Source organism: Fluoribacter dumoffii NY 23 (assembly GCF_000236165.1).
GTDB classification, from domain to species: domain Bacteria; phylum Pseudomonadota; class Gammaproteobacteria; order Legionellales; family Legionellaceae; genus Legionella; species Legionella dumoffii.
Genome location: NZ_CM001373.1, coordinates 2,974,945 through 3,000,725 on the forward strand (window position 1 = coordinate 2,974,945; position 25,781 = coordinate 3,000,725).

The window sequence follows — 25,781 nt, forward strand, 5'->3', positions numbered from 1 at the left end:
CCGTTACAATTTAAGTTTCCAGCGTTTATGCATCCAGTTCCATTGTTCAGGGTGAGCCAAGATAATACGCTCTAAAGCTTGATTATACGCCAGGGTATTATAATAGAGGGAATCTTGAGCATTATCATAATCCTTCCAGGGAATGGGCTCATAAAACTCTAAAACATGTTTTCCATTCGGCAGTCTATAGCCTGCAGCGGGGATTACCGGAACTCCTGTATAGCGAGACAGGGTGGCCAGACTACGGTAGGTTCCTGCTTTTACACCAAAAAACTCAACCGCGATGCCATCGCGGTTAACCAATGAGGCATGTTGGTCGAGAACAAAAATTACTGCATGATTTTTTTCTAAGGCAGCACAAACCTTATCCAGAGAATTCTTTTTAGGGATGACATTCAACCCGACTTGGTAGTATTGCTTAAATAAGCTTCGTTCAATAAATTTAATGGAGAGGGTTCGGCGAATAAAATGAAACTGTCCTTGAAATTCCTTGAAATTGAGAACACCCCCAATTGGTGCAACTTCCCAATTGCCAAAATGTCCGGTCAGAACCAATACTCCTTTTTGTTGCGCTACAACTGCCAACATATTTTCATGGCCACGCACTTCAACTAAATTACTTAAATCCTCTTCCGACATAAAACGCAATTGAATCGCTTCTTTAAACGATTTAAGTAAATGCGAATAGTATGAAATGGCCAAGCGTTTTTTTTGGTCGCCATTCAATTGATCCCCGAAAACACGATCAATATTCGCCATTATCACCTGGCGCTTGTAAGGCAAAAATTTATAAACGAATCGCCCAAAAACGCTCACAGGCAAGTCATTGATTTTTTGTTCAAGTTCAGTCACAAGCTTTGATCACCAAACACGCATTCATACTGGCAAACCCGCGGTTGATCGTCAAGGCATAAGGACCTCGCGTTAGAGACTGATGATCCGCACTTACAGATAAACCTGTACAACTGGGTGCAATATTTTGCAAATTCGCTATACCGGGTACGCATCGGGATGAAAGCGCATAGGTTGTCATCACCGTGTCAATCAATCCAGACGCGCATATAGTATGTCCCATAGACCATTTAAATGCGGTTACGGGGACCTGCTGCTGGGCAAACACATTTTGAATTGCCTGCGATTCACTATAGTCTGATTTACTATTACCATTTCCATGCGCAACAATACAACCGATATCCTTGGTATTTAACTCTACTACATCGAGGGTACGCTGTATCAACTCGGCAAGTTGCAGACCACTTGTATCCAGAGAAAATAGTCCCTCTGCTTCAGTGGTCGATAATCCGCCAATTATCTCCCCATAACATTTTGCTGAACGTGAACGCATACTGGCTTCACTTTCTAAAACCAAAGCAGCAGCACCTTCAGCTAAAATGGTTCCATCATGGGCTTCATCAAAAGGTTTTAAATGTTGACTACTTAAGACGCCTAATTGCTCATAGTAAAACAAAGCTTGAGGTTCAACAGCCATATCATAGGCAACAACAACAGCGCGTTCTGCCTGGCCACTGCTAATGGCATGATAAGCTTCCAATAGGGCTTGAGTGCCGCCGGCGGCATGATTTGTTATATTATGATTGGGTCCCTTAAATTCATAGGTTATTCCAGTATAGGCAAGAACATTATTGGGCAATATACGTAATAACCACATGGGATGAACTGTTTCAAATAAATGTTGCGCAAATTGCTGCATATTGCCTTGAGTCTTGGCAAGCAAAGGCAAAAAATCATATTGTTGAAAATACTTATTTCCCGGGGAGCCGACAAAAACAGCAGTTTGTTCATTAAACGAAGCAGGGTTTGCAAGACTATCCCGATAAGCGATCATCTCGCTGTGTTCAATTGCTTGTACTGCGGCATTAATTCCCATTACATCTTGTCGTGAAATGACTTTCATTAATTTGCGATCAGGCAACATTTTTGCAGGATTAAATTCTTTTAACTCTCCTCCCAGACGATGAGACCATTGCGATAAGTCCCACTGGGTTATTTCAGCAATACCATTTTTCCCTTGCAAAATCGCATCCCAGGTTGCATCAGCAGTAGCACCTGCCGCAGTAAGTGCGCTTCGTCCTGTTATAAATACTCTATTGCCTTGACTCATAAACCCGCTCCTTCAAACTCAGGATGTTTAAATAACAGGCAACTATTAGAGCCACCAAACCCAAAAGAATTGGAAAGAACCACCCCTAAAGAACGCTCACGGGGACCATCAACCACGTAATCCAAATCACATTCCGGATCGGGAGTGGTTAAATTGGCTGTCTTGGGTATAACTGCCTGCTCTATGGATTTAACGGATAATACGGCTTCAAGCGCCCCTGCCGCAGCAATCAAATGTCCGGTTTGGCCTTTAGTAGAACTTACAGGCAAGTTTGCAACAGACTCTCCAAAAACTGCCTTAATCGCATTTGTTTCACTTAAGTCATTCATTTTGGTTGAGGTGCCATGAGCATTAATGTAATCCACATCGGAAGCTTTAACTCCGGCATCATAAAGTGCGCGCTCTATAGCTTGTATCGCACCATCACCATTTGGATGTGAATCAGTAATTCGGTAAGAGCTTAACGAATTGCCTTCGCCAGCTAATTCTGCGTAAATCCGCGCTCCCCGCGCCTTTGCCTTTTCCCATTCTTCCAAAATTAAAAATGCAGCACCTTCTCCTAAAACAAAACCATTCCGGGTTCCATCAAAAGGTCTACTCGCTGTTTCGGGTGTACTGTTATACGTAGATAAAGCACCCAGTAAACAAAAGCTGGACAAGCCTAGAGGGTTAATCATGGAATCAAATCCTCCAGCCAATATAAAATCCGCTTCCCCCCGGCGAATTACTTGCATTGCCAGCCCTAAAGCCTGACCGCCTGATGCACATGCTGTATGAACCGAGGAAGCATAACCTCTGATACCAAATTGCTGAATTAATAAAGAAAGTCCTGAATTGGGTGTGGTTTTACCGAAATCAGACAGCTTATAAAATTCTTGGGTATTGGCCAGCAAGCGTCCCCAATCTGCTTCGCCATCTTGAGCACCTATTTGTTGAAAACGGGACAAATAGTCAAATTCGGCAGTCATCATGCCACTACCGGTAACTACGCCCCATTGGGCTGCAGTGTGTTCTGTAGGCAAAATGCCTGCATCATCGAAAGCTTGCTGGGCGGCTTCAAGCGCATAGCGGGTAAACGGCACAGAAAATCGACTGCGTTTTGTGGTTAATTTAGGATCAAGGGAAAAATTTTTTACTTCGGCAGCGATATAAGTTGGAAAAGCACTGGCATCAAATTGATTGATTACTCCAATTCCGGAGCGGCCATCCAATAAATTTGACCATGTAGACTCAACATCAAGTCCTAACGGAGAAACTGCTCCCAAACCTGTAATAGCCACTCGTCTCTTTTTCACTTTTATTTACCTCTGGGAATTAGCACTACATCTACAACACAAACGCGTTTACCTGCAACTTCGCTACGATAAGAAAGAATCAATTCCTCTTCCGTTTGCTTTTTGACTGTTAGCAAACATTGCAGAATATCACCAGGATATACGAACTCGTTCATTTTTATTTTGCGAAATGCGCTCACTTTATAGTCTACCGGATACCCTGCGCGCCGAATAAATTCATATGCCAAATTTAACTTGCATTCCAACAATACCGTCATAGGTAATACGGGTTTTTTAGGAAAATGATCGGCAAAATAAGGAGCTGCGCGTGTTATACGTTTTTCTGCCGTTAAGCTCACGCCCGGCTGACAGGAACGAATTCGGTCAAAGGTCATCGGTACTACAGGCAATTGCAAATTGATAATGGGTTCGTCATTCGCTATTGGCGTACTTTCTGCACATACAGTTAACCAATCACCAGGACGATTAATTTCATTATATTGCTGTTTTACTTCGTTCAAATCAATGAAATTGTCCATAGGCAGCATAGGGCCCAGGGCGCCTTCGATGCTGAAGACACGTTCATTACCCACCCTTGCTTCGCTATAGTATTGCATTGCTGAATTATCCTGATGCTCAATAAACGACTCAAGTAACAAAGTCTCCCCGACATAAGCCGGTCGATGCATGGAGGCACTAGCAACGATACCGGCTACAGGCCTGCAGGTAAATTCTTGCAGTGACATTACATTCCAGGCAGCCAACTGCCCTAGGGTTTCTCCGATTAATGAAGGGATAAAACAGGGCCGTCCCTGCTCATCAACTGTGAGAAACGGATCATTGGGGGTAATATGTTTGATTCCCCGGATCAACTGACCAGGAGATGACTCCACTATACGATCAACAAATAAGAATCTCATCAGATTTTATAAAACCTTATTAATCTTGATATTAGAAACACCCTAATTATGCCTCAGATCCAGCAGTTTGTTGCTCTTGAATTGCTGCAACAACCAGCTTGCAAAATGTTTCAATAGTAAACAGCATGGGTATTTCATTTACTTTCATATTGGGTTTGAATTGCTCAGCAGGAACTTCGCTTAAATAGTTTTGCAATGCTTTCAAACCTTCTTCGGTGATGACGCCACCTTTCTCGAATTCATCTTCTGCCAAGGCACCGCGTGCATTTTTTTCCAATTGGCCGCGCGGGATCTTAATTTTGAATTCTTTCTCCAGCTGGAAAACCAAATCAAGAAAATCTATAGATTCTGCGCCCAGATCTGCTATCAACCGACTGTTAAGAGAGACTTCTTCTACATCAATTACTAGCACATCAGCAACAATTTCCCTAACTTTAGGATAAACGTCTGCTACATTCATATTTCTTCCTCAGAGATAGCTAATTTACAAAGCCGGAAATTATACCATAGATTTTTTTAAAGGTATAAAATTAAGAAAGATAAGGTTTAACCAACCCGGCTATACCCTGCATCAACAAATAAAGTATGCGCATTAATCATCGCCGCTTCCGGCAAACACAAAAGGTAAATGGCATCAGCCACATCTTGTGGGGTCAATGGTCTGTCTGTTAAAGAGTGTGCCTGATACTCATCAAGTAACTGTTCTCTGTTAGGGAAATGCTTCAATGCATCAGTATCAACTACTCCAGCAGAAACAGTATTTACCGTAATTCCGTCGGGTGCCAACTCAAGACTCAACGAACGAACCAAAGCTTCGAGAGCTGCCTTAGAGGCACCAATAAAGGCATAATTAGGAATTGCTCTAGACGCACCAAGACTTGATAAGGCAATGATTCGGCTTCCTTTAGGCATTATTGAGCGTGCTTCAATAGCCAGATGATTTAATGCTAAAGCATTGGTTTCCAAACACCAGCGCCAGTGTTTGGTTGACATTTTGAGAGCTGATTTTAAAACACCGCTAGCAGCATTACTAATTAGAAAATCAAGGCGATTAAAATGCTCTCGGAATTGAGCAAACATTTCTTTTACAGACTGATGATCTGCTACGTTCGCTTGTAAGGCAATTGCTTTACGGCCCATAGCCTTGATTTCCTCGACCAAAGATTGGGCTTCGTCAGAACTGTTGTAATAAACTATGGCAATATCACTTCCTGCCTGAGCTAACTTTAATGCAGTAGCCTTTCCGATGCCCCGGGCACCGCCAGTAATTAATCCAACCTTACCTGCAAAAACCAAACTCATGAAATTTTCCTCACCAACTTCAATTATTAAAACATGCAACTTTTGCTGTAGACCTGGAATTAATAAGAAATCACCTTTCCAGTTGAGCAAATAGGCCGGATACATGACGCGAACCAGAATAGATCATGGAAAAACCCAGATCGACTCAATTTCACTGGCCTTAATTTCTAACCTCCAGCGCCTCAAATATTGATACACTTTTGGACTAAAAGTTACAAAAGCTACATTTTCTTTTGTATTGAGCGATAAAGCAATGTTTAAAGCATTAAATTTTTAAATATCTTGTTTCCCGAGAGCTAACTTTGTACTATCCGCACACGATAAAGATAAATATATATTAATGAATGAAGCATTCCTGGTTTAAAACTGTATTTCCCATAGCAGCGATTTTCTCTTTTCGCATGTTAGGCTTGTTTTTACTTATACCTGTTTTTAGTATTTATGCAGAAAATTTGCAAAGTGCAACTCCTGCATTAGTAGGCTTTGCCTTGGGAATTTATGGACTTGCTCAAGGCCTGCTGCAAATGCCTTTTGGAATGCTTTCCGATAAAATAGGAAGAAAACCTATGATCACTGCAGGTTTGCTTCTTTTTGCATTGGGTAGTTTGCTTGGAGCCCTAACCCATTCGATTTATGGAATGATCGTGGCCAGATTACTCCAAGGCACCGGTGCCGTAGGTAGTGTTTTAATTGCCTTGCTCGCTGATTTAACTCCTGATGAACAACGCACTAAAGCCATGGCGGTGATTGGTATGACCATTGGAACCTCTTTTAGCCTGGCCATGGTTGTTAGCCCCATCCTTACCCATCATTTTGGTCTGGCCGGTATCTTTTATCTAACTACCATGTTAGCAATAGCCGGGATTGTATTACTTCACTGGGTTATTCCAAAGCCAGTTCACGAACGTTTTCATATAGACAGTGAAACCAATCCGGCCTTACTGAAGCAAGTTATTTCAAACATGCAATTGCAACGCCTGAATTTAGGGATTTTTTGTCAGCATTTTATTCTCACTGCTACTTTTTTTGCGATTCCTTTTATCTTGAGAAAACAGGTTGAACTAGGTCATTTATCCCAGCAATGGCATTTTTATCTGCCCCTTATGGTCATTTCATTCATTCTCATGATCCCTTTTATTGTCCTTGCTGAAAAGAAAAAACAGATGAAATCTGTTTTTGTATCCTCTGTACTCGTCATGACCATAGCTCAATTATTATTAGCCTACACCTTTCAAAACTGGTACAGCCTGTGTTTTCTCATGCTCATTTATTTTATTGCCTTTAATATTCTTGAAGCCGCATTGCCCTCGCTGGTATCCAAGCAGGCAAATCCCAACAGCAAAGGGACTGCTATGGGGATTTATTCAACCAGCCAATTTTTGGGACTCTTCATTGGTGGGGCACTGGCCGGGGTTTTATATCAGTGGTTTAGTAGCGAGGGTATTTTTATCACTAATGCAGTCTTGGGCGTTATATGGTTATTGATCTCCTCTTCCATGAAAACAAATGCCGCCATCGCAACCCTTATTTTGCCCTATTCTCAATTGCAAAAAGATGAAACCGTTATTCAGGCATTATTAAAAGTTAAAGGAATCATCGAAGTGGCATTTGCGAAAGAGGAAGGGGTTATTTATTTACGAATTGATAAACAAAACTATCTTGAAGGTAGTGCAGAAAAGATATTAAAAAATATCAATTAACACGAGTAGTACCGAGTAATTTCTTTAGAAATTGCAGGCGAAACAACAACTCCAATCAGGATTTGCCATATACTCTTGTTGCCTGCAATTTCCTCTTTTTAGAGAGGTTATTGGCGAATCAACCGCAAATTTTTACCCTCGAATGGGCTTTTCTCTGTAGAGCGGTATGGATTAATATCCAACCCTCCTCGTCTTGTATAGCGACCATATACCGTTAACTTTTCTGGTTTGCAATAGTTCAAAATATCAACAAAAATCCTTTCAATACATTGCTCATGAAACTCGTTATGATTTCGATAGGATACAAGATACTTCAATAAACCTTCGCGGTTGATTTTTTTACCTTTATAAGCAATTTGTACGCTGCCCCAATCCGGCTGGTTTGTAACCAAACAATTTGATTTCAGCAAGTTTGAATGTAACAGTTCCTCGACCTCTTCTTCACCTACAGAAAGAAAGGAGGGTTCAACAAGATAAACCGAGCACTCCACATCAAGATGATCAAGACAATCCCCCTCCCATGAAGTTTGAATAGAGAACGGGTTGGCTGAGTCTAAAGGATGAATGGCGACCCAAACTTCAGCTCCGACTCGCTCTTGCAAGTCCTGTTTAATGGTATTTTCTAATTCACTAATGCTTCCAATACGCGTGTTATTAAATGAATTAAAATAGAGCTTTAAAGATTTTGATTCAATTAAATAAGGAGATTTGCAATCATAAAACAATTCCGCGATTGCCACCATGGGCTTACCTTTAGCATTAAGCCAGGAAACTTCATAATGATTCCAGCAATCAAAGCCATGAAATGGTAATTGATTTGGATCCACTCCAATTTCCTGGCGTTTACCTGCCCTGGGGATAGGATATAAACGATTGGGATTATAACGTTCATCATAAGCAGATTTTTTGCCAAGCTCTGATTTTTCAGCCTCCGATTGGTATTTTTGTAAAATTTGATCATTCATGGTATTTAACTCCAATATTTCAATTATTTTTGCTGTGCTTTTCCAATTTACGGGTTGATTCATTTCTAATTGGCTGGAAATATAAGTAAGCAATGATGCAGCTTCCTTTATTTGAGCTGCTTTTTCCGTTAACTCCCGCGCTTGTATACCGATAGAAGTCATTACATCAAAACCAGGGCGTTCCATAATTTTTTTGATTGCGGACAAAGTAAATCCCAAAAACTTGAGACTGGTAATCTGCTGCAATCGCACTAAATCCATGTCAGAATAAAGTCGATATCCACTCTCTGAGCGTTTTGTAGGTTTTAATAGGCCAATTCATCATAATAGTGTAATGAGCGAGTCGTTAACGACGTCATTTGGCTAATTTCTCTAATTTGGTAATATTTCATCAACTTTTCTCCAGAAAGTTGATTTTAAACTATCACGTAACGTTAGAGTCAAGGAAAATAACACTTAAGGAACAAGAAATATGTCTAAAAATGACTTTAGTTGGTTAAAATATATTACTGAAATCCAGGCTATTGCCCAAAATGGGCTGACCTATTCGACCAATGAATTTGATAAAGAACGTTATCTAAGGTTGCGAGAGATAGCGGCAGAATGTATGGCTTACTATTCAGACTCCTCGCTTGCTGAGATAAAAGAAATATTTTCAATAGAAAAAGGATATGCGACCCCTAAAATTGATGTTCGCGCCTTTATTCTCCAAAATAATAAATTACTCTTGGTTAAAGAGCGTGCCGACGGCCTATGGACCTTGCCGGGAGGCTGGGCTGAGACCAATGAGTCAGCAGCAGAATCAGTAATCAGAGAAGCAAAAGAAGAAACCGGGTTTGATGTTTCCGTAATCAGGCTTCTTGCTTTATGGGATAAACAAAAACATGAGCACCCCTTACAGTGGCCTCATACCTATAAGTGTTTCTTTCATTGTGAAATTATGTCAGGGGAAGCCCAAGAAAATCTCGAAATCGCTGAAATCGATTTTTTTGATCCAGCTCATTTACCGCCACTATCTACACCTCGGGTCACCTCAAAACAAATTACCCGGCTGTATGAACTGGTCTACAGTTCAGACAAAACACTTTTCGATTGAGTGATATTCACAAACTTTACGCCGCAACAGGGAAGAAACCCCATAAGAGAAGTGATGCTTGGATGAAGATGGGTGAATATACAGGGATGCTAAAAGCAATTAGCTGTTCACTTCAACTCATCCGTGCAAGGGCTATATAAATTAGGTATACTCTTCTCCTAACTTTCGCATATAGGAGATTAAAAATGGCACGTGGTATAAATAAAGTCATCTTAATTGGGAATGTTGGGGTTGATCCTGACGTACGGTATTTACCCAATGGCAATGCGGTCACGACGCTTTCAATTGCAACCAGTGAGGCATGGAAGGATAAAGCGACTGGGGAAAAACAGGAGCGGACTGAGTGGCATCGTGTAGTATGTTTTAATCGCCTGGGTGAAATAGCTGGCGAATACGTCCGCAAAGGCTCCAAGCTCTACGTTGAAGGCAGTTTAAGAACCAGAAAGTGGCAAGATCAACAAGGTCAAGACAGATATACTACCGAGATTGTAGCAAATGACATCCAAATGTTAGACAATAAAGGATCTGCTTCATCCAGCTTCGATGACCTGCAACAAACACAATTTGCACCCAGCAATCAAAGCGCTGCGCGCCCGCAACCAGCCCCAGTGCCCCAAGATGCCTTTGATCAATTGGATGATGATGTACCATTCTAATGTACATAGAAGTCTTAAATATTGGTAGCCTGGGTACAGCGCCGCGAAACCCAGGAGTACTAAAATAACCAGACCTCTTCTAAGCTCGAAAAAATAATGGAAATTATTTAAGATTAGAATATCGACTATCTGCTTGTTCAAATATAATTTAGCAAATTATAGAGCTACTATTTATATTTTATGTTCACAAAAAACGGATTCTTTCCCGGCACCGTAAATTCCAAGCATGTACTTTTATTCAATTACATTCATTATGATGGGATAGGTGATTTCAATCATCTAATAGATTTTTCGAGAGAATTCACCCCTCTAGCTGAAAAATTGCGGGTAAAACTTATTCTTTTTGTCGTAAGCACCGGAAACAGGAAAGAACTCGTTGAGCAACGCTTAAAAACCTCATTGCCAACAGTTAAAGCACATGTCCTGGAGCTGGGAGAAAACTCTGGGGATAATGCAATTGAACAATTTTCTCACTTCATTCACAACAATAAGGAATTACGTGAAGAATTAAGTACTACTTGCTGTATTTTTCAAATCTCTACATCAATGGCTAAAGCACAAAAAGATATTATCTTGAAATTGTCTCCATGCGAAATACCTGTGGTCATTATTCCCGAAATCTCTGGTCTGCGTACTTCTGCCTTAAATTTACCTATCAGTTATATCGATCCAAGAGATCAACTAACACCCAGGGATTTACAAGCTAAAAACATCAATACCCGCTGCCTTGGCCTCCAAAAAGTTCCTTATCAATATGGGTTAAAGATTAAGCGCACTTACCTTGAAAATGTAATGGCATTGGAGAATAGAGATTTTTTTAAACATTTAACCGGGATTAATGATTCTGGGTCAACTTGTTCCGAAGAAATGTTAAACTGGGCGAATAAAACACAATTAGTCCCTGCTTATCTACAAGACTGGGATAGTATTACCCGTTTTATGTCATTTTGCTTTCAAAGATTCCAAGGAGCAGAGCAGGAGCGTTTGGTGATCTATTTAAATAATCCTAAATATAGAGGAGAAACTCCTCTGTTTAGTAACACTCCCTATTGTTTGCTCAGTGCGGGGAAAATTATGTACCTCAAGGAGCATCAATTAGACCATTTAATCCTTAACAAACAAGACAAACAGTTTCTGCCATTTATGGATTATAATTTGATCTTTGGCCCCATGCTTGCTGTAAACGCAAATATTTCTGCTATTGAAATTAATATTAATGGTACTGTTCGCAGGATCAATTGTTACCCTGAAACATCTTGCAATCCCCCAAAAACTGTTTCTATTTTAACCGATTTTAATTTGAACGATGCGGATTACGACATTTTGATTGCAAATGCCACTGATATTGTAGGTGTCTCTGGGGATAATACCATTGAAAAAGCGCTCACCCATGACAAACTACCTTTTTTACAACCTAACAATAAGGAAAACTTTGAATCGGTGATGAATCAGCTCGCTCAGCTGGCTAAATGCGCGCTACCAACAGAAGCAGATAATCTGGTAAAAGACTTTGAGGCATTTTTTTGCCAAAAATTGATGCGATTAGATAAACCCCAATGTTCTACTCGTTTATTAGAAATCAATATCCAAGCACTTTTTAAAGTCTGGCATATAGTAGTTGACCATTTACGGGAGAATTATAATATTTTTAACCATATAGCCGCTATATTCTGTGAACCGCTTGTGCACTACTGTGCTAAAGCAGGGGATATTAACTTACTGCACTCAATCAATGAGCATTTTGGAAATATAGATTTTCACACTCCTAACAAACAAGGTGAAACCGCGGGTATGATTGCTGAAAAAAATAGTAATTATAATTTTCTTGATGAATGGCATTTGCTTATGCACAACAGAGAACAATCTGTTGCTGTGAAGACAAGCATCAGGATTTAAGTTCGATAAAATGCTAGACGAGATAAGTAATGTGCCTTCAATATAAATTACCTTTTCATTGAATTGGGAGAAAATACGCAGTTTGAGCGTACAAACCATGTCAGCTATAAGCAAAAATAGGCCTCAAAGAGGGCTTTAGCAAGCGTTTCAAAAAGGGTAAAGATCTACTCATCAGGATATAAATAGGGGAGAAGAGAAAAACCTGGTATCAGCAAAGCCAGCTGATGAAACAAGATGTAGAAACTTTGTGTATAAAAAAACCCGCATAAAGCGGGTTAATAGAAAATGTCGAGAGCAAATTACTCTTCAGTATCATCACTGGCAACAGGTCTGTCTAACAGTTCCACAATCGCCATAGGTGCATTATCGCCATCTCTGAAGCCACACTTGATAATACGTACGTAGCCACCAGGACGCTCTACGAAACGAGGACCTAAATCTTTGAATAACTTACCAACAGCAGATTTAGATCTTAAGATATCAAATGCATGACGACGTGTAGCTACTGAATCAACTTTGGAAACAGTAATTAAAGGCTCAATGTAACGTCGTAAGTCTTTAGCCTTGGGCAAAGTTGTTTTTATCAACTCATGCTCAATTAAAGAACAACACATGTTTGCAAACATAGCCTTTCTGTGGCTACTTGTACGGCCAAAACTACGGCCAGAATTACGGTGACGCATAACCAAAACTCCTAAACTTTATTCGCCAAGATTTGCTGGCGGCCAATTCTCAAGTTTCATACCCAGCGATAATGAACGTGAAGCTAAAACATCCTTAATTTCGGTTAAAGATTTCTTACCTAAATTAGGAGTTTTTAAGAGTTCATTTTCAGTTCTTTGAACCAAATCGCCAATATAATGAATATTTTCTGCTTTCAAACAATTTGCAGATCGAACGGTTAACTCTAAATCATCGACAGAACGTAATAGAATAGGATCAAAATCATTGCGCTCTTTATGATCAGAACGAGATTCTTCAAATTTCATGTCCACAAAAGCATGCAATTGTCTTTGAAGAATACTAGCAGAAATTCTTATTGATTCTTCAGCATCAATAGTTCCGTTAGTTTCTAATTCAATAGTTAACTTATCAAGGTCAGTTCGGTTTTCCACACGAGCACTATCAACATAATAAGCCACTTTTTTAACTGGAGAGAAACTGTTATCAATTTTAAGTTTCCCAACGGATTTTCTTTCTACTTCATCATCGAAATGTCTAATGAATGAATCAGTACTGTGGAAACCAATTCCTCGCTCAACTTTCAACGTCATATTTAATTTGCCTTTTTCATTCAAATTAGCAATGACTAACTCAGGATTGATAACTTCCACTCCATGAGTTAATTGAATGTCTCCAGCTGTAACTTGACAAGGGCCTTGCTTGTTCAGTGTTAAAATAGCTTCTTCACCGACTGACATTTTAGTAGCAACTAACTTAAGGTTCAGCAAAATGTCAACGACATCTTCCTGCACTCCCTCAATTGTGCTGTATTCATGTAGAACACCGTCAATTGAAACTTCAGTAATCGCACTTCCAGGCATTGATGATAGTAAAATACGTCTCAAAGCATTGCCGAGAGTATGACCAAAGCCACGCTCCAAAGGCTCTAAAACTATTCTAGCTTTATAGGGCGATTCTGCCTGGACCTTAAGAACATTAGGTGTCAACATTTCATTGATTTCAGTATACATTCAGCTATTTCTCCGAGCTTACTTAGAGTAAAGTTCTACAACTAAGTTTACGTTGTAGTCTGAAGATAAGTCAGTTAACGTTGGGGCTGTAGAGAATGTTCCTTTAAAAGAAGAAGTATCTACAGTTATCCAATCACATGCAGCTCTTTGTTCAGATAAAGCTAATGCAGCCTGAATACGACCTTGAGCTCTTGCTTTTTGGCGAACAGATATAACATCACCTGGCTTAACTAAGAATGATGGAACGTTAACTACTTTATCATTAACAAGTATTGCTTTATGCGTTACTAATTGACGCGCTTCAGCACGTGTACTTGCAAAACCCATACGATAGACAACATTGTCTAAACGTCGCTCGAGCAGAGACATCAGATTTTCACCTGTTGCACCTTTCATGCGAGCAGCCATTTTGTAATAACCACGGAATTGCTTTTCAAGAATACCATATAATCTTCTGATTTTTTGTTTCTCTCTAAGCTGAATTCCATAACTATTCAGGCGTGGTTTTTTATCACCATGTTGTCCAGGTAATTTTTCTGATTTACATTTGGACTTATGATCACGGACACCACTTTTAAGCAATAAATCACAACCTTCACGACGTGATAACTTACATTTTGGACCAAGATATCTAGCCATTAATTACTCCTGAGTCTTATACACGACGTTTTTTAGGTGGTTTACACCCATTATGAGGTATACCAGTAACATCGGTAATTTCAACAATTTTAAAATCCTGTGAAATTAATTCACGAATAGTGGATTCTCTGCCAGGGCCGGGACCGTGAACAAATACAGCCACAGATTTCATACCGTATTCTTTTGCAACAGCAGCAGCACGCTCGGTAGCAACTTGCGCAGCATAAGGTGTACTTTTTCTAGAGCCTCTAAATCCTGAACCACCAGATGTTGCCCAACATAGTGCATTACCTTGTCTATCAGTAAAGGTGACTATGGTATTATTAAAAGATGCATGCACGTGTACGATACCATCAGACACGACACGCTTCGCTTTTTTGCGTACTTTTTGTTGTTTTGACTTAGTTATTGCCATCTTACATTCCTACATAAAAAATCAAACGGTAGTGCCTTTTCTGCGGCCTTTACGTGTACGAGCATTAGTTTTCGTACGTTGTCCGCGCAATGGCAACCCTCTTCTGTGTCTTAGACCACGATAACATCCCAGATCCATAAGGCGTTTAATGTTCATCGTCACAACACGACGCAAATCACCTTCCACCGTTATTTTTGCTATTTCTGTTCTCAAAGACTCAAGTTGAGCATCTGTTAATTCTGAAACCTTTTTGGAAGGTTCAATACCAACTGTAGAACATAGTTTTAAGGATGTAGTTTTACCAATACCATATATTGCTGTCAAAGCAATCACAACATGTTTGTGATCAGGTATATTTACTCCTGCAATACGAGCCATTAACTTCTCCGAACGTTATTTTGTTCTGTCGAAAGGGACAGAAGAATACTATTTTTATAAAATTAAATCAAGCGGATTAACCCTGCTTTTGTTTATGTCTGGCATCTTTACATATAACCCGTACAGTGCCACCTCTTTTAATAATCTTGCAATTGCGACAAATTCGCTTTACAGATGCTCTTACTTTCATTCCTAACTCCGATAAAAATCATAAAAGACCAGGTAATTTTGTACCTTTAAAATTAGCCTTTTTCATTAAAGAATCATATTGCTGCGTCATTAAATGTGCTTGTACTTGTGCTACAAAATCCATAATAACAACAACGATAATCAGCAACGATGTTCCTCCGAAATAAAAAGGGACGTGCCATGTATACATCAAGATCTGAGGCAAAAGACAGACCAGAACCAAATAGATTGCACCAACTAGGGTCAAACGGGTCATTACACCATCGATATACTTAGTTGTTTGTTCACCTGGTCTAATTCCGGGTATGTATGCACCAGATTTTTTCAAATTATCAGCAGTATCTTTGGGATTAAACACCAGAGCTGCATAAAAGAACGCAAAGAATATAATAGCTACTGCATACACAATCAAATATAAAGGTTGCCCTGGGGATAAAGCCATCCCTACATCAGCAAGCCATCCCAAACCTTTGGTATGGGAGAAAAATTGTGCCAAGGTTGCAGGTAACAATATAATACTGGATGCAAAGATAGGCGGTATTACACCAGACATATTGATCTTTAAAGGTAAATGACTTGTTTGGGCAGCATATACCTTTCTACCTTGAGTCCTTTGGGCATAATTCACCCTTATACGCCGCTGCGCACGCTCCATAAATACTACAAAGCCTGTAACTACTACCACAACCACTGCAATGATGATCAAAGTGAGAGCTTGCATCTGTCCTTCTTTAACTTGTTGAAGAACTGAAGCAATCGCAGTAGGCATGCTGGATACAATTCCCGAAAATATAATTAGGGAGATTCCATTACCGACGCCTTTCTCAGTAATTTGTTCACCTAGCCACATCAAGAACATAGTTCCAGTAACCAAAGTTACAACTGCAGTAAAGTAAAATGAAAAGTCAGCTTGAAGTGCAATTTGTTGTCCAGCTAACCAGCGTGCCATTCCTAATGATTGAAATATAGAAAGCACTAAAGTTAAGTATCGGGTGTATTGGTTTATTTTTCTCCGTCCGGACTCTCCTTCCTTTTTTAGTTGTTCCAGTTTAGGTGAAACAACTGTAAATAGTTGGAGAATAATTGACGCAGAAATATAGGGCATAATCCCTATTGCAAAAACTGTAACACGCGATAATGCGCCACCAGAAAACATATTGAATAAGCCAAATATTGTATTCTGTTGCTCATTAAAGAAATTAGCTAATCGTGCTGGGTCCAGACCTGGAACAGGAATATGAGCACCCAATCGATAAACTAAAATGCCGAGAACAACAAACAATAATCTTGATTTTAGTTCAGCCAATCCCCCACGTGATTGGCTTGCATTATGTTTTTGGTTTTTCATAGTCACTCTTCTATGCTGCCGCCTAAACCTTCAATGGCTAAACGAGCTCCTTTAGTGACCCTTAAACCTTTAAGTTTGATGGCAGTAGTTAATTCACCGGATAAAATAACTTTTACATCTTTAATAGAACTATTGATTAAACCCGCTTCACGTAAAACGTTCATATCAATTACATCAGCGGATAACTTTGCAAGTTCGCTAAGACATATTTGATCTACAGATCGACCAACACGTGACTTAAATCCCATTTTTGGCAGTCTTCTTTGAATAGGCATTTGACCGCCCTCAAAGTTAATTTTATGGAAACCACCAGCTCTTGCTTTTTGACCTTTATGTCCCTTACCACTTGTTTTACCTAATCCTGAACCTATACCACGCCCTAAGCGTTTTTTAGGACGTCTTGAACCAGGATCTGGTGATAGTGAATTTAAATTCATTATACACTCTCCTCAACCAGCAATAAGTAATCAACAATATTAATAAGTCCACGGATTGCTGGAGTATCATTATGTGATACACTTGAATTAGTTTTACCTAGACCTAATTGCTTCACGATAGAAATATGCTTTGGTTTTCTACCTATAGTACTTTTTACCAAAGTTATTTTAATTTTCTTTTCCATAATTAGCCCGCCATAACTTCTTCAACAGTTTTACCACGCTTGGCCGCAACATAATCTGGAGTACCGATATTAGTTAAAGCAGCGATTGTAGCTCTTACAATATTACTTGGATTAGTAGAACCAATACTCTTAGCTAATATATTTTGTACGCCTAGAACTTCTAAAACAGCTCGCATCGCGCCGCCAGCAATAATTCCAGTACCTTCACTCGCAGGTTTCATAAATACCTTAGAAGCACCATAGTTCCAAGTAATTTCGTGGAATATAGTTGATCCAGAAAGTGGAATATAAACCATATTTTTCTTTGCTTGTTCCATAGCTTTTTGAATTGCAATTGGCACTTCGCGCGCTTTACCTCTACCGAAGCCAACTTTACCCTTGCCGTCACCAACAACAACAAGTACTGCAAAACCAAAAACACGGCCTCCCTTTACAACCTTAGCCGTACGATTTACTGATACTAGCTTTTCTTGGTAGCCATCTGATTTGGGTGATGATTCATCGAATGCCATAATCGTTCCTTAAAAATCTAATCCAGCTTCGCGCGCACCTTCAGCAAGGGCTTTCACTCGGCCATGATATTTGTAACCAGCACGATCAAATGCAACTTGAGTAATGCCACGCTCACTAGCACGCTTACCAAGCAATTTGCCAACTAGGTTAGCTTGCTCTACTTTACATTTTCCAGTCAAGCTCGCTTTAATTTCTTTGTCATTAGTTGAACATGCTACCAAAACTTTATCACCAAGCTTATCAGCCTGGATGATTTGCGAATATATGTGCAAACCACTTCTATAAACAACCAGTCTTGCTCTTCCCGATTTACGAATCAATGCTTTAGCTTTTAATCCGCGTCGGTTACGTGAGTTTTGTTTATTCATAACTTAAACCTTATTTCTTTTTCGCTTCTTTACGAGCAATATACTCACCAGCAAGTTTAACCCCTTTACCTTTATAAGGCTCTGGTGGTCTAAATGCTCTTATTTCAGAAGCTACTTGACCCAAAATTTGTTTATCAACGCCTTTAAGTAATATCACTGTATTACTTGGTGTTTCAACCACAACTCCTTGCGGCAGTTGGTATTCAATAGGATGAGAATATCCTAAAGATAAGGTGATTGATTTATCTTTAGATTGTGCTCTATAACCTACACCAACCAATTCCAAGGTAACAACAAAACCTTCAGTTACACCCTTAACCATATTATTGACTAAAGCTCTTGCTGTTCCAGCTTGAGCCCAAGCTTTAGGATCATTCGCTGCTGGAGCAAACTCAACATGATTAGAATCTTTATTTTTAGTTATCTTTACTAACCGGTTAATTTTTTGGGTTAGTGTTCCTTTAGGCCCTTTTACAGTAATTTCACCATCACCTATTGTTATCTCAACATTTGATGGTTGAACTACTGGGGCTTTTGCTACTCTAGACATATTATTCCCCGCAAGTATTAAGCCACTTCACAAATGACTTCGCCACCAACGCCTTTCATCTTTGCAGATATATGGGTCATTATACCCTGTGATGTAGACAATATAGCGACACCAAAACCAGGAATAGAGCTCAAATCTCTATAAGATTTATATACTCGCAATCCAGGTCTGCTAATTCTCTTAATGAGTTCGATAACAGGTCGGCCGTGATAGTATTTCAGCTTAATTGTCATCAATTTAAGATTATTATCTAGTGATTCTACAAAGAAGTCTTCAATGTATCCTTCTTCCTTTAAAACACGTGCAATCTCTTCTTTCAATTTAGAAGATGTTAATGTTATCTGCTGATGTTTTGCTTGTTGACCATTTCTAATTCGGGTCAGCATATCAGCAACTGGATCATGCATACTCACAATCGTTCTCCAATTAAAAAATTACCAGCTAGATTTTCTTCCACCTGGTATATTACCAACCATTAGTTGTTGTCTTAAGCAAATTCTGCAAAGAGCAAATTTACGATAAACACCATGTGGACGACCACATTGTTGACATCGTGTTTTAAAACGAACAGGATTTGAATTAACAGGTAATTTAGCTAATTTTAATTGACTATCCATAATTACCTGAAAATCATCAGATGATTTAATCAATTGTTTCAATTCGTTTCTGCGTTTGCTGTATTTATTAACCAGCTTGTTACGCTTTAACTCTCTCATAAGCATTGATTTTTTAGCCACAATTTCACCCTTATTTTTTATCTCTATCTTTCAATGGAAGATTAAAGGCTTCTAACAAAGCTTTAGCTTCTTCATTTGTTTTAGCAGTTGTTGTAATACAAATGTCTAAGCCTCTAATACCATCAGTTTTATCGTAATCGATTTCTGGAAATACGATTTGCTCATGTATTCCCATACTGTAATTACCAGTTCCATCAAAAGATTTAGGATTTAAACCACGAAAATCTCTTACACGCGGTAAAGTTACGGAAATCAATCGGTCTAAAAACTCATACATACGTTGACGTCTTAGTGTTACTTTACAGCCTATAGGCCATCCTTCCCTAATTTTAAAACCAGCAATAGATTTTCTTGCTTTAGTAACAACAGGTTTTTGCCCAGCAATCAAAGTCATATCTTCAACGGCATGGTTCATTACCTTTTTATCACCAACAGCTTCGCCAACACCCATATTTAAGGTGATTTTAAGCAACTTTGGAACTTCCATAACGCTGGAATAGTTGAACCGTTTCATCATCATGGGGATGATTTCTTTTTTATAAAATTCATTAAGTCTTGCCATTTGAATCACCTAATTAAACACGGTCAATTATTTCATTGTCAGATTTGAAATATCTAACTTTTTTACTTACACCGTTACTCTCTATGAGTTTAAATCCTACTTTATCTGCTTTTTTGGTATTGGGATTATAATGAGCAACGTTTGAAACGTGTACTGGTGCTTCAAGGGTAACGATTCCACCCTTGTTTTCTGGCTTTTGTGGATTGGGTTTAACGTGTTTCTTAATTATGTTTCCACCTTCAACAACAACGCCATTATCAGTTACGCGCAGGACTTTACCTCTATGACCTTTACTTTTACCGGCAATTATAATTACATCATCGCCTTTTTGAATACGTTTCATATCTAAATCCTTCTCACAAAACTTCTGCAGCCAGAGATATTATTTTCATAAATCTCTCTCGTAGCTCGCGAGTAACAGGGCCAAATATACGAGTACCAATTGGCTCGTTTTGGTTATTTAAGAGTACTGCAGCATTGCCATCGAAACGGATCAAAGATCCATCATCTCTACGAACACCTTGTGCTGTACGTACAACGACAGCTTTCATTACAGCACCTTTTTTAACTTTACTTCTAGGGATTGCATCTTTAATACTAACTTTGATTACATCACCTACACGTGCATATCTACGGTGCGACCCGCCAAGCACTTTAATACACATAACCTTACGTGCTCCGCTATTGTCAGCCACTTCGAGCACTGTCTGCATTTGGATCATTTTTTACTCCAGCTCTGATTTCGACCAGAAAAAGGTTGCTGATTATATCAGGCCTTTTAGGGTTTTAAAAGTAAATCAACAGGGTTGATTAAGAAATTACTTCGACTAATACCCAGCTTTTTGTTTTAGAGAGTGGTCTTGACTCACGGATCTTTACAATATTACCAATTTTACATACTTGATTTTCATCATGCGCATGTAATTTAGTTCTACGCTTCATAATTTTACCATACTTGGGATGTTTAACAGAACGTTCAATCATCACAACTATGGTTTTATCCATTTTGTCACTAACTACTTTTCCAACCATTGTTCTGGCGTTTGATTCACTATTAGACATGTCACTTACCTGCCTTTTCAGTCAACATTGTTTTAACTCTTGCCACTGACTTACGCACCATGGTGATGAGATGTGTTTTATCTAGTGAGCCACTTGCTTTTTTCATTCGTAAACTTAATTGTTCTTTACGCAATGAAAGCAATTCGTTTTGCAGTTCTTCTACTGATAAACCGCGTAATTCATCAATCTTTTTCATTACATCACCTTCCTTTCTTCAAATATAACTTTGAAAGGAAGTTTTGCTTTAGCCAGATCAAAAGCTTCCATTGCAAGCTCTCTGGATACACCTTCCATTTCAAATAGAACCTTACCAGGTTGTATTTGAGCAACCCAATATTCAACGCTACCCTTACCTTTACCCTGTCTTACTTCCAAGGGTTTTTGTGTAATAGGTTTATCTGGGAATACTCTAATCCAAATTTTACCACCACGTTTGATATGACGTGTCATCGCTCTACGAGCTGCTTCGATTTGTCTTGCTGTTAAACGACCGCGCTCAAGAGCTTTCAAACCAAATTCACCAAAACTGATGTTGCTGCCGCGTAAGGCTAAACCTCTGTTACGGCCTTTCATCTGTTTTCGGTATTTTGTACGTTTAGGTTGTAACATGATTCTTAATCCTCACTCACTGGGCAACGTCAGATGATCTTTTCTTTTGTGGGAGAATTTCGCCCTTGAAGATCCAGACTTTAACACCAATAATACCGTAGGTAGTTTTAGATTCAGCTGTACCGTAATCAATATCAGCTCGGAAAGTATGCAAAGGTACACGACCTTCTCTATACCATTCACTGCGAGCAATTTCAGCACCGCCAAGTCTTCCACTTACACAAATTTTAATTCCTTTAGCACCTGCTTTAAGAGCAGCAGTTACAGCACGCTTCATAGCTCGTCGGAACATGACACGTTGTTCTAACTGTTGCGCAATTCCTTCAGCAACCAATGTTGCATCCAGCTCAGGCTTTTTAATTTCTTCAATGTTAAGGTGAACTGGTACACCTAATTTGTTAGAAATTTCACTACGCAGTGTTTCAATACCGCCACCTTTTTTACCGATGATTACACCAGGTCTTGCAGTTTGTATTGTTACCACAGCATTATTGGCAGGACGCTCGATAAGAATTTTACTTACAGCAGCTGCCATTAGTTTCTTTTTAAGTTCAGTACGTAATTTGATATCCTGAATCAAAAATTCAGCATATTTTTTACCAGCGAACCATTTAGAATTCCAGTCTTTAATAATACCAAGGCGTATGCCTATAGGGTTAACTTTTTGTCCCATTGCTATTCCTCGTCAGACACTTTAATCGTGATATGGCAGGTACGTTTACAAATTCTATTTGCACGCCCTTTAGCTCTGGGACTAATGCGTTTTAAAGTCATAGCTTCATCAACACAGACCATACCTACTTTTAAATCATCAATATCTGCTCCATTATTATTTTCAGCATTAGCAATAGCTGATTCTAATAATTTAAGCATTAATTGAGCACCTTTTTTTGGTGTAAACTTGAGGACATCAAGTGCACCAGATACATTCATATTTCGTATCATATCTGCTACCAATCTGCCCTTTTGAGCGGATAAGGGAGCACCTTTCAACTTTGCTGTAACTTCCATCATATCCTCTTATTTGCCTTTAGCCTTTCTGTCACCAGAATGACCTTTAAAAGTTCGAGTCATGGCAAACTCACCTAATTTATGACCGACCATATTATCTGTAATGTAAACAGGGATATGATCTTTGCCGTTATGAACAGCAATTGTTAAGTCAATCATTTCAGGAACGATTGTTGATCGTCTTGACCAGGTTTTAATTGGTTTTTTAGATTTTGATTCAATTGCAGCTTCCACTTTAGCAATCAAATGATGGTCAACAAAAGGACCTTTTCTAATAGAACGAGCCACTTGATATCCTCACAATAATTATTTCTTTTTACGTCTTCTGACAATAAAATCATCAGTACGCTTATTACTTCTAGTTTTGTAACCTTTAGTAGGTACGCCCCATGGCGACACTGGATGACGTCCACCAGAAGTACGACCTTCACCACCACCATGTGGATGGTCAACTGGGTTCATTGCTACCCCGCGTACTGTTGGTCGAATACCTCTCCAACGTTTTGCTCCTGCTTTACCTAATGCACGTAAACTATGCTCACTATTGCTTACTTCACCAATTACTGCTCTGCAAAGAACATGAATTTTACGCATTTCGCCAGAACGCAGTCTTAATGTTGCATAAATACCTTCTTTTGCAACAATCTGGCCGCTTGCTCCAGCACTTCTCAAGACTTGAGCGCCTTTCCCTGGTTTCATTTCAACGCAATGAATTGTGGTTCCAACAGGGATATTTTTTAGTGGAAGACAGTTACCTATACTGATAGGTGAGTCAGCACCACTAACCACAGTATCACCAACATTTAAGTTATTTGGTGCAATAATATATCTTCTTTCACCATCTTTATAAACAATCAGTGCAATAAGTGCAGTACGGTTTGGATCGTATTCGATACGTTCAACACGAGCCTCGATTCCGTCTTTATTACGTTTAAAATCGATGAGTCGATATTGATTACGTTGACCACCACCGATATGTCTTACAGTGATCCTACCTTGGTTATTTCGTCCACCGGTCTTCTTCAGTTTTTCAACTAAAGCAGCATGTGGTTTTCCTTTATGAATATGGTGGTGCACCACGCGTAATTCGCCCCGTTTTCCTGGCGATGTAGGTTTAGATTTTAATAGTGCCATCTTAATCTGCCTTATTCGGTAGCTGTAAAGTCAATATCTTGATCAGCATGAAGAGTTACAAATGCTTTTTTCCAATCACTACGCTTTCCACTCATTTGTTTAAAACGTTTTGTTTTTCCCTTCACATTGACAACAGATACATTTTTAACTTTAACGTTAAATATACTTTCAACCGCCATTTTAATTTCAGTTTTAGTTGCAGTTTTCAATACTTTGAATGTGAACTGTTTCAGCTTATCTGCTATGACAGTAGATTTTTCAGAAGTATGTGGTTCACGGAGAACCATCAACAATCTTTCAGCGTTCATTGTAACTGTTCCTCAATTTTTTTAATTGCAGCTTCTGTAACAACAACCTTCTCAAATTTGAGTAAAGAAACAGGATCTATAGTTGTAACGTCGCAGATGTCATAATCAATTAAGTTTCTTGAACCAAAGTATTCATTTTCACCAACTTCGCTCATTACAATTAGAGCATTTTTAATGTTCAATTGGTTCATTTTATTAACGAAGTCTTTGGTTTTTTTGCTTTCGCATTGGAAATCACTAACAACTACGAGGTTACCAGTGCGGCAAAGTTCGGAGATTATACTACGTAATGCACGTTTGTACATTTTTTTATTAATCTTTTGTGAATAATCTCTTTTTTTAGAAGCAAATGTAACACCACCGCTTCTCCATAGTGGACTTCGTATGGTTCCAGCACGAGCACGACCGGTACCTTTTTGGTTCCAAGGCTTTTTTCCACCGCCACTTACTTCAGAACGTGTTTTTTGTGCACTGTTACCGCTGCGCGCATTATTCATATAAGTTACTACAGCTTGATGAATTAAGCCTTCATTATAACCATATGCAAATACTTCTTGATTCAGTGTTAATTTTGCATTTGTATCTATAGTAGTAATTTCCATCACTCACCTCGTACTTGCTTTTTAACTGCAGGCTTAATTTCAACACGTGAGCCGGGAGCACCAGGTATAGCACCTTTGATAAGAAGTAAATTTCTTTCTGCATCTACACGCACCAGTTCAAGGCTTTGAACAGTACAACGTACATTACCCATGTGACCAGCCATTTTCTTACCTTTGAACACGCGTCCTGGAGTTTGGTTTTGTCCAATTGAACCAGGTACACGGTGCGATCTGGAGTTACCATGAGTCGCATCTTGTGTTCTAAAATTGTATCGTTTTACTGTACCAGCAAAACCTTTACCTTTAGTAGTTCCAGCAACATCAACAAATTGACCAGCAGTAAATACATCAGCTACTGATATAACTTGTCCTGCTTTGAATGCATCTTCAGAGTCCACTAAAAACTCAACCAGCATATCGCCTGCTTCAATCTCAGCTTTAGCAAAGTGGCCAGTTAAAGCCTTATTAACTTTGCTCGCTTTTTTAACACCGCCTGTTAATTGAACAGCAGAGTAGCCATCAGTTTCTTTAGTTTTCACTTGCGAAACTCTATTAGGGTGAACTTCAACAACAGAAACAGGAACTGAAACTCCGTCTGCCATGAAGACCCGCGTCATACCGATTTTACGGCCTAATAAACCGATCATCATTCTAACACCTCTTTAATATCCTTCACCCTAATATTAGTCATCAAGGCTTATCTGAACGTCAACCCCAGCAGCCAGATCCAGCTTCATCAGTGCATCAACTGTTTTTTCAGTTGGATGTACAATAACGACCAGGCGTTTGTGAGTACGTAATTCATATTGATCTCGAGCATCTTTATTAACATGCGGTGAAGTCAATACAGTAAATTTTTCCTTACGGACGGGCAAGGGTATTGGCCCACGAACTTGTGCGCCAGTACGTTTTGCTGTCTCTACAATTTCACGAGTTGATAAGTCAATCAACCGATGATCAAAGGATTTTAATCTTATTTTAATGTTTTGATTGCTACTCATTGTAATTACTCGATAATTTTAGCGACAACACCGGCCCCAACTGTACGGCCACCTTCCCGAATTGCGAAACGTAAACCTTCGTCCATCGCAATAGGAGCATGCAGATGA

General features: G+C 39.2%; 40 protein-coding genes. 4 read left to right on the plus strand and 36 right to left on the minus strand.

Translation table 11 applies throughout. From position 1 onward, the window contains the following. Positions 1-3 precede the first annotated feature (3 nt). From KYQ_RS13510 to fabL, 6 genes are all read right to left on the minus strand, one after another. The gene (locus KYQ_RS13510; RefSeq protein WP_010654798.1) at positions 4-852 is read right to left on the minus strand and encodes a lysophospholipid acyltransferase family protein; all 849 of its coding nucleotides are present in this window, start codon (positions 850-852) and stop codon (positions 4-6) included. Beyond that, complete coding sequence (locus KYQ_RS13515) at positions 845-2,122, minus strand: beta-ketoacyl-[acyl-carrier-protein] synthase family protein (protein ID WP_010654799.1); 1,278 nt, start codon at positions 2,120-2,122, stop codon at positions 845-847. The genes KYQ_RS13510 and KYQ_RS13515 overlap by 8 nt, the downstream gene beginning before the upstream one ends. Beyond that, on the minus strand, positions 2,119-3,417 hold the full coding sequence (locus KYQ_RS13520; protein ID WP_010654800.1) for a beta-ketoacyl-[acyl-carrier-protein] synthase family protein: 1,299 nt from the start codon (positions 3,415-3,417) through the stop codon (positions 2,119-2,121). The genes KYQ_RS13515 and KYQ_RS13520 overlap by 4 nt, the downstream gene beginning before the upstream one ends. Positions 3,418-3,419: 2 nt before the next feature. Next, positions 3,420-4,316, minus strand: a complete 897-nt coding sequence (locus KYQ_RS13525; protein WP_010654801.1) for a 3-hydroxyacyl-ACP dehydratase FabZ family protein — start codon at positions 4,314-4,316, stop codon at positions 3,420-3,422. A gap of 46 nt (positions 4,317-4,362) precedes the next feature. Further along, complete coding sequence (locus tag KYQ_RS13530) at positions 4,363-4,776, minus strand: acyl carrier protein (protein ID WP_010654802.1); 414 nt, start codon at positions 4,774-4,776, stop codon at positions 4,363-4,365. A gap of 86 nt (positions 4,777-4,862) precedes the next feature. Continuing rightward, on the minus strand, positions 4,863-5,618 hold the full coding sequence (gene fabL / locus KYQ_RS13535) for an enoyl-[acyl-carrier-protein] reductase FabL (protein ID WP_029489061.1): 756 nt from the start codon (positions 5,616-5,618) through the stop codon (positions 4,863-4,865). A gap of 344 nt (positions 5,619-5,962) precedes the next feature. On the opposite strand from fabL, the gene KYQ_RS13540 reads away from it, so the two are divergent. Then, the gene (locus KYQ_RS13540; RefSeq protein WP_010654804.1) at positions 5,963-7,318 is read left to right on the plus strand and encodes an MFS transporter; all 1,356 of its coding nucleotides are present in this window, start codon (positions 5,963-5,965) and stop codon (positions 7,316-7,318) included. A 107-nt stretch (positions 7,319-7,425) separates the two neighbouring features. Here the strand turns inward: KYQ_RS13540 and queF are convergent, their stop codons facing one another. Continuing rightward, positions 7,426-8,283 carry an NADPH-dependent 7-cyano-7-deazaguanine reductase QueF gene (queF, locus tag KYQ_RS13545; protein ID WP_029489062.1) on the minus strand — a complete coding sequence of 286 codons (858 nt, stop codon included), beginning with the start codon at positions 8,281-8,283 and terminating at the stop codon, positions 7,426-7,428. A gap of 472 nt (positions 8,284-8,755) precedes the next feature. On the opposite strand from queF, the gene KYQ_RS13550 reads away from it, so the two are divergent. From KYQ_RS13550 to KYQ_RS13560, 3 genes are all read left to right on the plus strand, one after another. Further along, the gene (locus KYQ_RS13550; RefSeq protein WP_010654806.1) at positions 8,756-9,379 is read left to right on the plus strand and encodes an NUDIX hydrolase; all 624 of its coding nucleotides are present in this window, start codon (positions 8,756-8,758) and stop codon (positions 9,377-9,379) included. Between the two features lie 185 nt (positions 9,380-9,564). Continuing rightward, positions 9,565-10,035 carry a single-stranded DNA-binding protein gene (ssb, locus tag KYQ_RS13555; protein ID WP_010654807.1) on the plus strand — a complete coding sequence of 157 codons (471 nt, stop codon included), beginning with the start codon at positions 9,565-9,567 and terminating at the stop codon, positions 10,033-10,035. Positions 10,036-10,215: 180 nt separating this feature from the next. Next, positions 10,216-11,931, plus strand: a complete 1,716-nt coding sequence (locus KYQ_RS13560; protein ID WP_010654808.1) for a hypothetical protein — start codon at positions 10,216-10,218, stop codon at positions 11,929-11,931. A 299-nt stretch (positions 11,932-12,230) separates the two neighbouring features. Here the strand turns inward: KYQ_RS13560 and rplQ are convergent, their stop codons facing one another. The 29 genes from rplQ to KYQ_RS18940 all read right to left on the minus strand — a co-directional run. Continuing rightward, positions 12,231-12,614: a 50S ribosomal protein L17 gene (gene rplQ, locus KYQ_RS13565; RefSeq protein WP_010654809.1), complete on the minus strand. Its 384-nt coding sequence runs from the start codon at positions 12,612-12,614 to the stop codon at positions 12,231-12,233. Positions 12,615-12,632: 18 nt separating this feature from the next. Continuing rightward, on the minus strand, positions 12,633-13,625 hold the full coding sequence (locus tag KYQ_RS13570) for a DNA-directed RNA polymerase subunit alpha (protein ID WP_010654810.1): 993 nt from the start codon (positions 13,623-13,625) through the stop codon (positions 12,633-12,635). A gap of 18 nt (positions 13,626-13,643) precedes the next feature. Then, complete coding sequence (gene rpsD / locus KYQ_RS13575) at positions 13,644-14,264, minus strand: 30S ribosomal protein S4 (protein ID WP_010654811.1); 621 nt, start codon at positions 14,262-14,264, stop codon at positions 13,644-13,646. Between the two features lie 16 nt (positions 14,265-14,280). Continuing rightward, complete coding sequence (gene rpsK, locus KYQ_RS13580) at positions 14,281-14,679, minus strand: 30S ribosomal protein S11 (protein WP_003633055.1); 399 nt, start codon at positions 14,677-14,679, stop codon at positions 14,281-14,283. A gap of 21 nt (positions 14,680-14,700) precedes the next feature. Further along, a complete protein-coding gene (gene rpsM, locus KYQ_RS13585; RefSeq protein ID WP_010654812.1) occupies positions 14,701-15,057 on the minus strand; it encodes a 30S ribosomal protein S13 in 357 nt (118 codons plus the stop codon). A 76-nt stretch (positions 15,058-15,133) separates the two neighbouring features. Then, entirely contained in the window at positions 15,134-15,247 is a 114-nt protein-coding gene (gene rpmJ / locus KYQ_RS18935; protein WP_010654813.1) for a 50S ribosomal protein L36, read from the minus strand. An 18-nt stretch (positions 15,248-15,265) separates the two neighbouring features. Beyond that, complete coding sequence (gene secY / locus KYQ_RS13590; RefSeq protein WP_010654814.1) at positions 15,266-16,594, minus strand: preprotein translocase subunit SecY; 1,329 nt, start codon at positions 16,592-16,594, stop codon at positions 15,266-15,268. Between the two features lie 2 nt (positions 16,595-16,596). Further along, positions 16,597-17,031, minus strand: coding sequence for a 50S ribosomal protein L15 (gene rplO, locus KYQ_RS13595; protein WP_010654815.1), 435 nt, complete (start codon positions 17,029-17,031; stop codon positions 16,597-16,599). After that, the gene (rpmD, locus tag KYQ_RS13600) at positions 17,031-17,216 is read right to left on the minus strand and encodes a 50S ribosomal protein L30 (RefSeq protein WP_010654816.1); all 186 of its coding nucleotides are present in this window, start codon (positions 17,214-17,216) and stop codon (positions 17,031-17,033) included. Before rpmD ends, rplO begins: the two co-directional genes overlap by 1 nt. Positions 17,217-17,218: 2 nt before the next feature. Beyond that, complete coding sequence (gene rpsE, locus KYQ_RS13605) at positions 17,219-17,728, minus strand: 30S ribosomal protein S5 (RefSeq protein WP_010654817.1); 510 nt, start codon at positions 17,726-17,728, stop codon at positions 17,219-17,221. A 9-nt stretch (positions 17,729-17,737) separates the two neighbouring features. Further along, complete coding sequence (gene rplR / locus KYQ_RS13610; protein WP_010654818.1) at positions 17,738-18,097, minus strand: 50S ribosomal protein L18; 360 nt, start codon at positions 18,095-18,097, stop codon at positions 17,738-17,740. A 10-nt stretch (positions 18,098-18,107) separates the two neighbouring features. After that, entirely contained in the window at positions 18,108-18,647 is a 540-nt protein-coding gene (gene rplF / locus KYQ_RS13615) for a 50S ribosomal protein L6 (RefSeq protein ID WP_010654819.1), read from the minus strand. A gap of 17 nt (positions 18,648-18,664) precedes the next feature. After that, the gene (rpsH, locus tag KYQ_RS13620) at positions 18,665-19,054 is read right to left on the minus strand and encodes a 30S ribosomal protein S8 (protein ID WP_196795568.1); all 390 of its coding nucleotides are present in this window, start codon (positions 19,052-19,054) and stop codon (positions 18,665-18,667) included. 27 nt (positions 19,055-19,081) lie between these two features. Next, positions 19,082-19,384, minus strand: a complete 303-nt coding sequence (gene rpsN / locus KYQ_RS13625; protein ID WP_010654821.1) for a 30S ribosomal protein S14 — start codon at positions 19,382-19,384, stop codon at positions 19,082-19,084. Between the two features lie 10 nt (positions 19,385-19,394). Continuing rightward, the gene (gene rplE, locus KYQ_RS13630; protein ID WP_010654822.1) at positions 19,395-19,946 is read right to left on the minus strand and encodes a 50S ribosomal protein L5; all 552 of its coding nucleotides are present in this window, start codon (positions 19,944-19,946) and stop codon (positions 19,395-19,397) included. 13 nt (positions 19,947-19,959) lie between these two features. After that, a complete protein-coding gene (gene rplX / locus KYQ_RS13635; RefSeq protein ID WP_010654823.1) occupies positions 19,960-20,289 on the minus strand; it encodes a 50S ribosomal protein L24 in 330 nt (109 codons plus the stop codon). Positions 20,290-20,302: 13 nt separating this feature from the next. Further along, positions 20,303-20,668, minus strand: a complete 366-nt coding sequence (gene rplN, locus KYQ_RS13640; protein ID WP_006872243.1) for a 50S ribosomal protein L14 — start codon at positions 20,666-20,668, stop codon at positions 20,303-20,305. Between the two features lie 88 nt (positions 20,669-20,756). After that, the gene (rpsQ, locus tag KYQ_RS13645) at positions 20,757-21,008 is read right to left on the minus strand and encodes a 30S ribosomal protein S17 (protein ID WP_010654824.1); all 252 of its coding nucleotides are present in this window, start codon (positions 21,006-21,008) and stop codon (positions 20,757-20,759) included. Position 21,009: 1 nt separating this feature from the next. After that, positions 21,010-21,204: a 50S ribosomal protein L29 gene (gene rpmC / locus KYQ_RS13650; RefSeq protein WP_010654825.1), complete on the minus strand. Its 195-nt coding sequence runs from the start codon at positions 21,202-21,204 to the stop codon at positions 21,010-21,012. After that, positions 21,204-21,617 (minus strand): 50S ribosomal protein L16, encoded by a 414-nt coding sequence (rplP, locus tag KYQ_RS13655; protein ID WP_003633085.1) that lies wholly within the window; start codon positions 21,615-21,617, stop codon positions 21,204-21,206. The genes rpmC and rplP overlap by 1 nt, the downstream gene beginning before the upstream one ends. 16 nt (positions 21,618-21,633) lie before the next feature. Then, entirely contained in the window at positions 21,634-22,290 is a 657-nt protein-coding gene (gene rpsC, locus KYQ_RS13660; RefSeq protein ID WP_010654826.1) for a 30S ribosomal protein S3, read from the minus strand. A 2-nt stretch (positions 22,291-22,292) separates the two neighbouring features. After that, on the minus strand, positions 22,293-22,628 hold the full coding sequence (rplV, locus tag KYQ_RS13665) for a 50S ribosomal protein L22 (RefSeq protein WP_010654827.1): 336 nt from the start codon (positions 22,626-22,628) through the stop codon (positions 22,293-22,295). A gap of 9 nt (positions 22,629-22,637) precedes the next feature. Then, entirely contained in the window at positions 22,638-22,916 is a 279-nt protein-coding gene (gene rpsS / locus KYQ_RS13670; protein ID WP_010654828.1) for a 30S ribosomal protein S19, read from the minus strand. Positions 22,917-22,934: 18 nt separating this feature from the next. Beyond that, the gene (gene rplB / locus KYQ_RS13675; RefSeq protein ID WP_010654829.1) at positions 22,935-23,762 is read right to left on the minus strand and encodes a 50S ribosomal protein L2; all 828 of its coding nucleotides are present in this window, start codon (positions 23,760-23,762) and stop codon (positions 22,935-22,937) included. 11 nt (positions 23,763-23,773) lie between these two features. Continuing rightward, positions 23,774-24,070: a 50S ribosomal protein L23 gene (gene rplW, locus KYQ_RS13680; protein ID WP_010654830.1), complete on the minus strand. Its 297-nt coding sequence runs from the start codon at positions 24,068-24,070 to the stop codon at positions 23,774-23,776. Next, complete coding sequence (gene rplD / locus KYQ_RS13685) at positions 24,067-24,672, minus strand: 50S ribosomal protein L4 (protein WP_010654831.1); 606 nt, start codon at positions 24,670-24,672, stop codon at positions 24,067-24,069. The genes rplW and rplD overlap by 4 nt, the downstream gene beginning before the upstream one ends. Then, positions 24,672-25,322, minus strand: coding sequence for a 50S ribosomal protein L3 (gene rplC, locus KYQ_RS13690; protein ID WP_010654832.1), 651 nt, complete (start codon positions 25,320-25,322; stop codon positions 24,672-24,674). Before rplC ends, rplD begins: the two co-directional genes overlap by 1 nt. A gap of 33 nt (positions 25,323-25,355) precedes the next feature. After that, positions 25,356-25,673, minus strand: coding sequence for a 30S ribosomal protein S10 (gene rpsJ, locus KYQ_RS13695; RefSeq protein WP_010654833.1), 318 nt, complete (start codon positions 25,671-25,673; stop codon positions 25,356-25,358). Between the two features lie 5 nt (positions 25,674-25,678). Beyond that, a partial coding sequence (locus KYQ_RS18940; RefSeq protein WP_196796947.1) for an EF-Tu C-terminal domain-related protein occupies positions 25,679-25,781 on the minus strand: 103 nt, incomplete at its 5' end.

Bases quoted from the DNA above. Each gene is read 5' to 3' on its own strand.
- KYQ_RS13515 (WP_010654799.1), bottom strand. From the start codon at position 2,122: ATGAGTCAAGGCAATAGAGTATTTATAACAGGACGAAGCGCACTTACT.
- KYQ_RS13525 (WP_010654801.1), bottom strand. From the start codon at position 4,316: ATGAGATTCTTATTTGTTGATCGTATAGTGGAGTCATCTCCTGGTCAG.
- KYQ_RS13530 (WP_010654802.1), bottom strand. From the start codon at position 4,776: ATGAATGTAGCAGACGTTTATCCTAAAGTTAGGGAAATTGTTGCTGAT.
- fabL (WP_029489061.1), bottom strand. From the start codon at position 5,618: ATGAGTTTGGTTTTTGCAGGTAAGGTTGGATTAATTACTGGCGGTGCC.
- KYQ_RS13540 (WP_010654804.1), top strand. From the start codon at position 5,963: ATGAAGCATTCCTGGTTTAAAACTGTATTTCCCATAGCAGCGATTTTC.
- queF (WP_029489062.1), bottom strand. From the start codon at position 8,283: ATGAATGATCAAATTTTACAAAAATACCAATCGGAGGCTGAAAAATCA.
- KYQ_RS13550 (WP_010654806.1), top strand. From the start codon at position 8,756: ATGTCTAAAAATGACTTTAGTTGGTTAAAATATATTACTGAAATCCAG.
- ssb (WP_010654807.1), top strand. From the start codon at position 9,565: ATGGCACGTGGTATAAATAAAGTCATCTTAATTGGGAATGTTGGGGTT.
- KYQ_RS13560 (WP_010654808.1), top strand. From the start codon at position 10,216: ATGTTCACAAAAAACGGATTCTTTCCCGGCACCGTAAATTCCAAGCAT.
- rplQ (WP_010654809.1), bottom strand. From the start codon at position 12,614: ATGCGTCACCGTAATTCTGGCCGTAGTTTTGGCCGTACAAGTAGCCAC.
- KYQ_RS13570 (WP_010654810.1), bottom strand. From the start codon at position 13,625: ATGTATACTGAAATCAATGAAATGTTGACACCTAATGTTCTTAAGGTC.
- rpsD (WP_010654811.1), bottom strand. From the start codon at position 14,264: ATGGCTAGATATCTTGGTCCAAAATGTAAGTTATCACGTCGTGAAGGT.
- rpsK (WP_003633055.1), bottom strand. From the start codon at position 14,679: ATGGCAATAACTAAGTCAAAACAACAAAAAGTACGCAAAAAAGCGAAG.
- rpsM (WP_010654812.1), bottom strand. From the start codon at position 15,057: ATGGCTCGTATTGCAGGAGTAAATATACCTGATCACAAACATGTTGTG.
- rpmJ (WP_010654813.1), bottom strand. From the start codon at position 15,247: ATGAAAGTAAGAGCATCTGTAAAGCGAATTTGTCGCAATTGCAAGATT.
- secY (WP_010654814.1), bottom strand. From the start codon at position 16,594: ATGAAAAACCAAAAACATAATGCAAGCCAATCACGTGGGGGATTGGCT.
- rplO (WP_010654815.1), bottom strand. From the start codon at position 17,031: ATGAATTTAAATTCACTATCACCAGATCCTGGTTCAAGACGTCCTAAA.
- rpmD (WP_010654816.1), bottom strand. From the start codon at position 17,216: ATGGAAAAGAAAATTAAAATAACTTTGGTAAAAAGTACTATAGGTAGA.
- rpsE (WP_010654817.1), bottom strand. From the start codon at position 17,728: ATGGCATTCGATGAATCATCACCCAAATCAGATGGCTACCAAGAAAAG.
- rplR (WP_010654818.1), bottom strand. From the start codon at position 18,097: ATGAATAAACAAAACTCACGTAACCGACGCGGATTAAAAGCTAAAGCA.
- rplF (WP_010654819.1), bottom strand. From the start codon at position 18,647: ATGTCTAGAGTAGCAAAAGCCCCAGTAGTTCAACCATCAAATGTTGAG.
- rpsH (WP_196795568.1), bottom strand. From the start codon at position 19,054: ATGCATGATCCAGTTGCTGATATGCTGACCCGAATTAGAAATGGTCAA.
- rplE (WP_010654822.1), bottom strand. From the start codon at position 19,946: ATGGCAAGACTTAATGAATTTTATAAAAAAGAAATCATCCCCATGATG.
- rplX (WP_010654823.1), bottom strand. From the start codon at position 20,289: ATGAAACGTATTCAAAAAGGCGATGATGTAATTATAATTGCCGGTAAA.
- rplN (WP_006872243.1), bottom strand. From the start codon at position 20,668: ATGATCCAAATGCAGACAGTGCTCGAAGTGGCTGACAATAGCGGAGCA.
- rpsQ (WP_010654824.1), bottom strand. From the start codon at position 21,008: ATGTCTAATAGTGAATCAAACGCCAGAACAATGGTTGGAAAAGTAGTT.
- rpmC (WP_010654825.1), bottom strand. From the start codon at position 21,204: ATGAAAAAGATTGATGAATTACGCGGTTTATCAGTAGAAGAACTGCAA.
- rplP (WP_003633085.1), bottom strand. From the start codon at position 21,617: ATGTTACAACCTAAACGTACAAAATACCGAAAACAGATGAAAGGCCGT.
- rpsC (WP_010654826.1), bottom strand. From the start codon at position 22,290: ATGGGACAAAAAGTTAACCCTATAGGCATACGCCTTGGTATTATTAAA.
- rplV (WP_010654827.1), bottom strand. From the start codon at position 22,628: ATGGAAGTTACAGCAAAGTTGAAAGGTGCTCCCTTATCCGCTCAAAAG.
- rplB (WP_010654829.1), bottom strand. From the start codon at position 23,762: ATGGCACTATTAAAATCTAAACCTACATCGCCAGGAAAACGGGGCGAA.
- rplW (WP_010654830.1), bottom strand. From the start codon at position 24,070: ATGAACGCTGAAAGATTGTTGATGGTTCTCCGTGAACCACATACTTCT.
- rplD (WP_010654831.1), bottom strand. From the start codon at position 24,672: ATGGAAATTACTACTATAGATACAAATGCAAAATTAACACTGAATCAA.
- rplC (WP_010654832.1), bottom strand. From the start codon at position 25,322: ATGATGATCGGTTTATTAGGCCGTAAAATCGGTATGACGCGGGTCTTC.
- rpsJ (WP_010654833.1), bottom strand. From the start codon at position 25,673: ATGAGTAGCAATCAAAACATTAAAATAAGATTAAAATCCTTTGATCAT.